General features: G+C 47.5%; 5 protein-coding genes and 1 pseudogene. 5 read left to right on the forward strand and 1 reads right to left on the reverse strand.

The window, feature by feature from the left end; translation table 11 throughout:
* Positions 1–188: 188 nt before the first annotated feature.
* The 5 genes from ACTIE6_RS09995 to ACTIE6_RS10015 all read left to right on the forward strand — a co-directional run bounded on the left by ACTIE6_RS09995 (position 189) and on the right by ACTIE6_RS10015 (position 8,839).
* Positions 189–3,626: a DUF2126 domain-containing protein gene (locus tag ACTIE6_RS09995; protein ID WP_439556500.1), complete on the forward strand. Its 3,438-nt coding sequence runs from the start codon at positions 189–191 to the stop codon at positions 3,624–3,626.
* A gap of 26 nt (positions 3,627–3,652) precedes the next feature.
* Positions 3,653–6,211 (forward strand): circularly permuted type 2 ATP-grasp protein, encoded by a 2,559-nt coding sequence (locus ACTIE6_RS10000; protein WP_439556501.1) that lies wholly within the window; start codon positions 3,653–3,655, stop codon positions 6,209–6,211.
* The gene (locus ACTIE6_RS10005) at positions 6,201–7,076 is read left to right on the forward strand and encodes a transglutaminase family protein (RefSeq protein WP_439556502.1); all 876 of its coding nucleotides are present in this window, start codon (positions 6,201–6,203) and stop codon (positions 7,074–7,076) included. The genes ACTIE6_RS10000 and ACTIE6_RS10005 overlap by 11 nt, the downstream gene beginning before the upstream one ends.
* A 205-nt stretch (positions 7,077–7,281) precedes the next feature.
* Entirely contained in the window at positions 7,282–8,262 is a 981-nt protein-coding gene (locus ACTIE6_RS10010; RefSeq protein ID WP_439556503.1) for a pyruvate dehydrogenase complex E1 component subunit beta, read from the forward strand.
* A gap of 190 nt (positions 8,263–8,452) precedes the next feature.
* Positions 8,453–8,839 (forward strand): TraR/DksA family transcriptional regulator, encoded by a 387-nt coding sequence (locus tag ACTIE6_RS10015; RefSeq protein WP_439556504.1) that lies wholly within the window; start codon positions 8,453–8,455, stop codon positions 8,837–8,839.
* A gap of 57 nt (positions 8,840–8,896) precedes the next feature.
* Here ACTIE6_RS10015 and ACTIE6_RS10020 read toward each other — a convergent pair.
* A pseudogene (locus ACTIE6_RS10020) lies at positions 8,897–9,154 on the reverse strand (exonuclease sbcCD subunit D); the annotation flags it as partial.

The raw sequence follows: 9,154 nt of genomic DNA on the forward strand, positions 1-9,154 counted from the left end.
GGCAGTTGTCCCGCTTTAATGCTCCGTAGCTAACAGTAAGTTTACACTTAAAAGGTACAGTAAAATTAAATTTTGTTTATATTATTTAATGCCGGTATATATTTTGAAAAACAACTATAAACCGCTTTTTTAGGATCAGGCATAATCCTGAATACCAAATTACTTTGATTTATTGTAATACTCCAACTATGGCTATAAAAGTTGCAATTTCGCACAAGACCAAATATCAGTTTGACCGGAGTGTTTCACTTTCCCCGCATATTTTCAGGCTGCGCCCAGCCCCGCATTCCCGCACACCTATTGAAGGTTATTCATTAAAAATTACTCCTGAAAATCATTTTATCAACTGGCAGCAGGATCCATTCGGGAACTACCAGGCGCGGGTAGTTTTTCCTGAAAAAACAACTGAGCTCAGCATTGACGTGGAGGTGATTGCCAAAATGCAGGTGATCAATCCTTTCGATTTTTTCGTGGAGGAATATGCAGAAATGTTCCCTTTTCAATACGATCCTACGCTCAAAATGGAATTGGGCCCATACCTCGAACCCAGAGAGTCGGGGCCGCTGCTGATGGATTTTGTTGAGAAATCGAAGGTACACAGGGATATCAAAACAGTCGATTTTCTGGTGCATTTGAACCAGGAACTATATAAGGCGATCCATTACAATATCCGCATGGAAGCCGGGGTGCAAACCTGCGAGAGTACGCTGAATATTAAAAGCGGCTCCTGCCGGGATTCGGCGTGGCTGCTGGTGCAGATATTGCGGCATTTGGGTATAGCATCCCGCTTTGTGTCGGGCTATCTGGTGCAGCTTACGTCAGATATCAAGTCGCTTGACGGACCTTCTGGGCCGGAAGCAGATTTTACCGATTTGCACGCCTGGACAGAAGCTTACGTGCCCGGCGCAGGCTGGATCGGGCTCGATCCTACTTCGGGGCTTTTCGCGAGTGAAGGTCACATTCCGCTTTGCTGTACACCTGATTATGCCAGTGCGGCACCCGTTTCGGGCGCAACCGACGTGGCGCAGGTTACATTTGAGTTCGACAACAAAGTTTACAGAATACACGAAGATCCGCGGGTTACCAAACCTTACACCGAAGAACAATGGGCTCAGGTAATGCAGGTGGGCTACGATGTGGAAAAGGATTTGCAGGAAGGCGATGTCCGTCTTACAATGGGCGGCGAGCCAACTTTTATATCCATTGATGATTTTGAATCCCCTGAATGGAACACGGCAGCAGACGGACCGCAGAAGCGACAGCTTGCCTACGATTTGTCGTTGAGACTGAAACAGCGTTTTGCGCACGGCGGACTGCTGCATTTTGGTCAGGGTAAATGGTACCCGGGCGAACAGTTTCCGCGCTGGCAATATGCATTGTACTGGAGAAACGATGGTGTGCCGATGTGGCGCAACGATGAGCTGGTTGCCAAAGAAAATCAGACAAAATTCACTTTCCGCGACGCAGAAGTTTTCACAACCGAACTTTCAAAATTCCTCGGTATTGATACAAACAATATAACTCCTGCCTACGAAGACCCGGTTTACTGGGCAATGGAGGAAGGAAAGCTGCCGGTCAATGTGGATCCTTTAAAGGTAAACCTGAAAGATTCCATTGAGAGACAAACGCTGGCGAAAGTGCTGGAAAGAGGGTTGAACAATCCGGCTGGCTTTGTTTTGCCGGTTAAGTGGGATGAAAAAGGAAGTCACTGGAAAAGCTCTGTATGGCAATTCCGGAGAAATAATTGCTTTCTGATCCCCGGGAATTCTGCAATGGGATACCGGCTTCCATTGAAAGCGCTGCCGGAAGTTGCAAAGGAAAAACGCGAGCAGCCAGTCGAGCGCAGCCCGTTTGAAGATCTGCCGGCATTGGGAGATTATAAGTATGTGGTGCGAAATCGCTATGGTTCAGTGGCGCCTGGGTATGAGTTATCATTTGTAAAGGGAGAAAGGGAGGAAGGCCCTTCGACTGCGCTCAGGGTGACAAAAATTAAGGAAGAAAAAGAGGAGGAGGGAATTTTGTTTGATGTTCCGGTTGTGAAGACTGCGGTTTGTGTGGAGGAGCGGGATGGGATTATTTATGTTTTTCTGCCGCCTACCGATTATCTCGAACATTACCTGGACCTGATCGCATCCATTGAAGCTACTGCCGAGAAGCTGAAAATGCCTGTCCGCATTGAAGGTTATCCTACGCCTTCCGATTACCGGGTGCAAAAGCTGATCGTTACTCCTGATCCGGGAGTGATTGAAGTGAATATACATCCCGCCAAAAACTGGCAGGAGCTGGTCGATAATATTAGTGCATTGTACGAGGAGGCATTCTTTTCCAGATTAGGTACTGATAAATTTATGGTCGACGGGCGGCACACCGGAACTGGCGGTGGTAACCATGTCACGATCGGAGGCGCGAAGCCTGCTGACAGTCCGATCCTGCGCCGGCCCGACCTGCTGCGCAGCTTACTTACCTACTGGCAGCACCATCCTGCATTGAGCTACCTTTTCGCCGGTCCGTTTATCGGCCCTACCAGTCAGGCACCGCGGATCGATGAAGGCAGGGATGAAAGGTTGTATGAAGTTGAAATTGCATTTGACCAGATCCCCGAGGATGAAGAAGTGCCATTCTGGATGGTAGACCGCATTTTCAGGAATTTGCTGGTAGATATTACCGGTAATACGCACCGGTCGGAGTTTTGTATGGATAAGCTCTATTCCCCCGATTCGTCGACGGGCAGGTTGGGTATCCTCGAATTCCGTGCATTTGATATGCCGCCCCACAAGCACATGAACCTGGTTCAAACGCTGCTGATCCGCGCATTGATCGCCAAATTCTGGAAAAATCCGTATAAACATAAGCTGATCCGCTGGGGTACCGAGCTGCACGACCGCTTCCTGCTGCCGCATTTTGCATACCTGGATATGGTAGATGTGGTGAATGACCTGAAAGAGGCAGGTTACAACTTCGATATCTCCTGGTTTGATCCATTCTTCGAATTCCGGTTCCCGCATTACGGTGGTATTACGGTTGATAATATCCAGCTCGATCTCCGGCTTGGCATTGAACCCTGGCACGTGCTAGGAGAAGAGCTGTCCAATTCCGGCACTGCGCGGTTCGTCGATTCCTCACTGGAAAGGTTGCAGGTGAAAGTGAGCGGATTTGTGGAAGGACGGCACATCCTGGTATGTAACGGCTGCCGTGTTCCGCTGCGCAGCTCGGGTATCAAAGGCGAATATGTGTCGGGGATCCGGTACAAAGCCTGGAACCCGCCCTCGGCATTACACCCCACAATTGGAGCTGATGCGCCGCTGGTTTTTGATATTGTGGATACCTGGAATAACCGTATATTGGGCGGTTGTACCTACTTCGTTTCGCATCCCGGCGGACGTGCTTTTGACACACATCCTGTGAATGCATTTGAGGCAGAATCGCGCAAGATTAGCTTGTTTCAAGGTTTTGGACACACGCCTTCTTCGCGGCAGGAAGTGCAGATCATGGAAAAATCGTCGGGTACGGTCTCGCGTTTTATCGCCGAAACCAAAAAAGAAATGAAGGCGGATACACCTATTGAATTGATCAATCCGGAGTATCCTAATACACTGGATTTACGTAAATACTGGAAATCAAAATAGTTTCCGGTGTATATACCCTGACATATATGCTTACCGAGGCTTCAGTGAACCTTTTACAATCCTATCAAAGCGGCCTGAGCTCTTACGACGAGGTGCTCGATTTACGCGGGAATGTCAAGCCACATTGGAATGCATTGTTTTCGACGCTCGAAAAGCTGGGTCTGGAAGAACTGAAAAGCCGGAACGAAGAGATCATCGGCAAGCTGCGGGAGAATGGGGTTACCTATAATGTTTACGGTTCTCCCGACGGGATGAACCGACCCTGGCAGCTTGATCCCATTCCATTTTTAATTGAACAAAAAGAATGGAACCACATCGCTAAGGGTTTGCAGCAGCGGGCTGTCCTGCTGGATTTGATGCTGAAAGATCTTTACGGTACCAGAAACCTGGTAAAAGACGGGATCATTCCCGCCGAACTGGTTTTTGATAATACCGGCTTTTTTCGTCCCTGCATTGATATCAAAGTCCCCGGCGCCCACCAGCTTACCTTGTTTGCCGCAGATATGGCGCGCGGTCCTGACGGACAGATGTGGATTGTTGATAACCGCACCCAGGCTCCGTCGGGTTCAGGCTATACGCTTGAAAACCGCATTGTAATGAGCAAGCTGCTGCCCGAGCTGGCAGACGGAATGTATGTAAGCAAGCTGGCGCCTTATTTCAATAATCTTCAAAACACAGTTTTGCGCCTTGCCGACAAAAGCAAGGATGCTCCCAATATTGTTTATTTAACGCCCGGGCCAAGTAACGAGGCTTATTTCGAGCACGCTTATCTGGCTTCTTACCTGGGTTATACGCTCGCACAAGGCGACGATCTGCTGGTTCGTAACGGTTGTGTGTGGCTGAAATCGATTGATGGTTTGCAAAAAGTGGATGTGATCGTACGCCGGATCGACGACGATTGGTGCGATCCGCTGGAACTGCGCGAAGATTCCAGGCTTGGAGTCCCCGGACTTTTGCAGGCAATCCGAATGGGGAATGTGCAGGTAGTCAATGCACCGGGTTCAAGTGTCTTGGAAAATCATGCATTTCTCGCATTTATGGGAAATGTCTGTCAATATTTTTTGGGTGAAAAACTGATTATGCCTTCGGTCGCTACCTGGTGGTGCGGACATACCAAAGAACTGAACTACGTACTTGAACACCTGGATGAGTTGATTATCAAAAAGGGTAACCGGAAAACAAAGTTCAGGTCCATTTACGGCAGGCTGCTGAGCAATCAGGAAAAGGAAGAGGTCAGGCGGATGATCTCGCAAAGTCCGCACGAGTTTATAGCCCAGCAGGAAGTCAGCCTTTCCACCACACCTTCATTGATCGACGGGAACATTGAGCCCCGCTACGCTGCATTGCGCGCTTTTATGGTTGCTGACGAAAGTGGGTACCATGTTATGCAGGGTGGACTGACGCGCAGCTCGCCTGTGAAAGACAGGTTTGTGATTTCCAATCAATACGGCGGCTTGTCGAAGGATACCTGGATTGTTTCGGACAAAACCGAGGATATTCAGGATAAGATCAGCTTGCCGAGTCCGGCGGCTGTTAATAAGCACGTTTCACTGCCTAGCCGCAGCGCCGAGAATTTGTTCTGGGTAGGTAGGTATTGCGAGCGGACTATGGCGGTGATCAAGTTCATGAACATCACCATCAACGTACTCAATCTCGACCGCAACTTCGGCGGATCTGCCAAGCAGGAGCATATCAAGGTTTTGTTGCAGTCCGTAACGCATTTGTCTGCGACTTACCCGGGCTTCCTGGATGAACAAAACGACCATTTTCAGGATCCTTATAAGGAAATTATTGATCTGATTTCTAATACAAACCGGCCAGGCTCAATTGCTTCCAACATTGGCGCGTTTTTGAATGCAGTAGGTGCGGTGCGGAACCAATGGGATCTTGAAATCTGGCGGATTGTGGATTTGATCGATAATGGATTTTATGAAATCCGTAATGCGTCGAGCATGAACAGCAACAATATCCAGAAAACGCTCGACGGGCTTTTCAATAATATGTTCACTTTCCTGGGCGTCATTGCCGAAAGTATGCCGCGAGACAACAGTTTTCTATTATTGGAAACGGGTAAGCTGATCGAGCGGATTTTGTCCAGGATCAGTGTGATACAATCTAATTTTGGTGTAAAAAACTCCCAGGCAGTGGAAAATGAGCTGATCGAAGCTACTTTGATCAACCACCATTCACTGGTTAACTACCGGCAGATTTACAAATCGCATTTGAGTGTAGAGGCAATGCTGGATATGGTTTTGTTGGAAAAAACATTGCCTTATTCGCTGGTATATATGCTTGACGAGCTGAACAAAAACCTGGCGCAGCTGCCGGTTACCACCCGTGGCGACAGGCTGAATGAAGCAGAAAGGTCTGTCTTGAAGGCTGCTACCCTAGTGAAGCTCGCGAATGTGGCTGATTTATGTAAAAGCGATGCAGTTTTGGAACGCACAGAATTGTTTGATCTGCTTTCAGAAGCTGCCAAATTGATCAGCTCTGTATCTACCAGCCTCACCAACATGTATTTCAGTCACGCGATCATGCATCATTCTTTCTTCGAACCGGCCGATTATAATACCGATGAAATATAAGCTGGTACATAAAACGAAGTACAAGTACGCGCAGGCAGTGAACAATTATCATAGCCTGCTTTGTCTTACGCCCCGCACTTTGCCTGGTCAATCGTGCAGCAATTTCAATATCCAGATATTACCAGAGCCTCCACAGATCGTAGAGCGGACGGATTTTTACGGTAATAAAACGCATTACTTCTCTTTGCATGCGCCGCATAAAGAACTGACTGTGCTTACAACAAGCATTGTGGAAAGAGCGGCGGCGAATACAGGGACGCTGTTTATGCCTTCTGGCATTACCTGTTCGGCGGCGCGGCAGCGGCTGGTCAGCGACCGATCTTTGAAAATTGCATTGCTGGAATACATGCTGCCAAGTCCGCTGGTGAAGTGGGATGAGGAGATCGCCGCATTTGGCCGGGATTGTTTTGTAGACAATGTTCCGCTCTACGAATGCGTCCGCAATCTTTGCCGTAAAATTTATACTGAGTTCGACTTTGTACCTGATTTCACGACGGTACACACGCCGATTAAGGAAGTACTGGCTGCAAGAAAAGGCGTTTGTCAGGACTTTTCGCATTTGGCGATAGCCTGTATCCGAAGCTTCGGCTTTGCCACGCGATACGTAAGTGGATACCTCGAAACCCTCCCGCCTCCCGGCAGGCCCAAATTGCAGGGTTCGGATGCTTCCCATGCGTGGATATCAGTTTTTATACCAGATTTTGGTTGGTGTGATTTTGATCCTACCAACAATGTTGTACCCGGCGAGCGGCATATTGTGACGGCCTGGGGACGTGATTACAGCGATGTGCCGCCATTGAAAGGGATCATTTTCAGCTATGGTAAACATACGCTTACCGTGGAAGTGGACGTAATTCCTGTTTAATGCGCAGCCCACTTCAAATAAGGCGTGATATTTGGCTGAATGGGTTTTTAAAGATTTGAGAATTGGGCTTGTTTCTCTAATTTTACCAGACGTTTTGAAAACTAGTTTATCAAACCTCTTTTAATGTAACCGGGCAAAGTAGTTGATTGAATTAGCTGGATTTTGCGAAGGTTTCTTCTAAGATTAAATCATTATATAATTACGAATGAAAGAATTAGCATTCAGAGATGCCATTCGCGACGCAATGTCGGAAGAGATGCGCCTTGACAAAAGTGTCTTTTTGATGGGGGAAGAGGTTGCAGAATATAACGGAGCTTACAAAGCCAGTCAGGGAATGCTCGACGAATTCGGGCCGGAACGCGTGATCGATACGCCGATTGCCGAGCTTGGTTTCGCAGGTATCGCGGTAGGAGCAGCTGGTAACGGACTTCGCCCGATCGTTGAATTCATGACTTTCAACTTTTCGCTGGTTGCTATTGATCAGATCATCAACAGTGCCGCTAAAATTCTTTCAATGTCTGCCGGTCAGTACGGCTGTCCGATTGTATTCCGCGGACCAACCGGGAATGCAGGCCAGCTAGGTGCGCAACACTCTCAGAACTTTGAGAACTGGTATGCTAACACGCCGGGCTTGAAAGTGGTTGTTCCTTCCAATGGTTACGACGCAAAGGGACTTTTGAAATCATCCATTCGTGACAATAACCCGGTGATCTTTATGGAATCCGAGGTGATGTACGGAGATAAAATGCAGATCCCGGATGAAGAATACCTGATTCCACTAGGTAAAGCAGATGTAAAACGCCAGGGAAAAGATGTTACCATTGTTTCATTTGGTAAAATGATCCCGAGAGTGGTTATGCCGGCTATCCTGCAACTTGAAAAAGAAGGTATCGATGTGGAGCTGGTAGATTTGAGAACAGTTCGTCCGATCGACTATGCTACGGTTGTAGAATCGGTTAAGAAAACCAACCGTTGCGTGATCGTAGAAGAAGCCTGGCCGCTGGGATCCATTGCGACAGAGGTAACCTACCACATTCAGCGCCACGCATTTGATTATATGGATGCACCGGTAGTGCGGGTTACCAACCGCGACGTACCCCTTCCATACGCACCAACTTTGATCGAAGAGATCTTGCCAAGCACAAAGCGGGTAGTGGATGCCGTGAAGTCGGTTATGTACAAGTAAAAATGCATTGTTATACAGCAAAGCCATTTCCTGAACGGGTTGTGGCTTTGTTGGTTATAACCCTGATATCAGTGTTAGTAAGTTTCTTGTAGGAAAGCGGATGCGGATTTTAAATGTGCGTAAATAGCCGGAATACTCGTATTTTTGTATTTGAAAACGCTCCTTCATATAGATAACATAATTCATTAAGATCATGCAAGAAGAACGCACAAGATATTCAGAGGAAGAATTAAAGGAGTTTGAAGAGTTGATTCGTGGAAAGTTGGATGCTACTATGAGCGAGCTCAATTACATTAAAGGAGGATTGAGTAAAAAGAATGACAGTGGAACTGATATAACTGCGGGCTCGGCGAAGTTGGTGGAAGATGGAGCAGATGCAAGTGAGCGTGAGAACCTGAGCCAGTTGGCAGCACGTCTTCAAAAATATTCTGTTCAACTCGAAAATGCATTAATCCGCATTAAGAACGGTACTTACGGAGTTTGCATCGACACAGGTAAATTGATCCCGAAAGAGCGCCTTCGCATTGTACCACACACGCAGCAGACAATTGAGGCGAAGTTGCGGAGAGCGAGTTAAGATAAAGAGCGTTAAAAAAAAGCAGGCTACTTCCTAAGAAGTAGCCTGCTTTTTTAATCATAAGCCCCCTTGATCCCCCTCCGTCCCCAACACCTCCCGAAATACTTCCAGCAAACCCTCCGAAGGCTCCTGGCCTTTGTTTTTGCTTTTGAAATATTCCTGAAACAACTTTTCCATACTGAGTGAAAGATCGATTTCAGAAGTATGGTCGGCCAGTTCGGCTTTTTTGATTTGAGGAATAATCTGAATGATACCCGGATGCGCTTCCATTAAACGCTTTTTATCAGAAGCTTCCAGGTAATTGTCAGATATAAT

Source organism: Dyadobacter sp. (assembly GCF_051859145.1).
In the GTDB taxonomy this organism is placed as follows: Bacteria; Bacteroidota; Bacteroidia; order Cytophagales; family Spirosomataceae; genus Dyadobacter.

Excerpts from the sequence above, each read along its gene's own strand:
- ACTIE6_RS09995 (WP_439556500.1), top strand. The coding sequence starts at position 189 with ATGGCTATAAAAGTTGCAATTTCGCACAAGACCAAATATCAGTTTGAC.
- ACTIE6_RS10000 (WP_439556501.1), top strand. The coding sequence starts at position 3,653 with ATGCTTACCGAGGCTTCAGTGAACCTTTTACAATCCTATCAAAGCGGC.
- ACTIE6_RS10005 (WP_439556502.1), top strand. The coding sequence starts at position 6,201 with ATGAAATATAAGCTGGTACATAAAACGAAGTACAAGTACGCGCAGGCA.
- ACTIE6_RS10010 (WP_439556503.1), top strand. The coding sequence starts at position 7,282 with ATGAAAGAATTAGCATTCAGAGATGCCATTCGCGACGCAATGTCGGAA.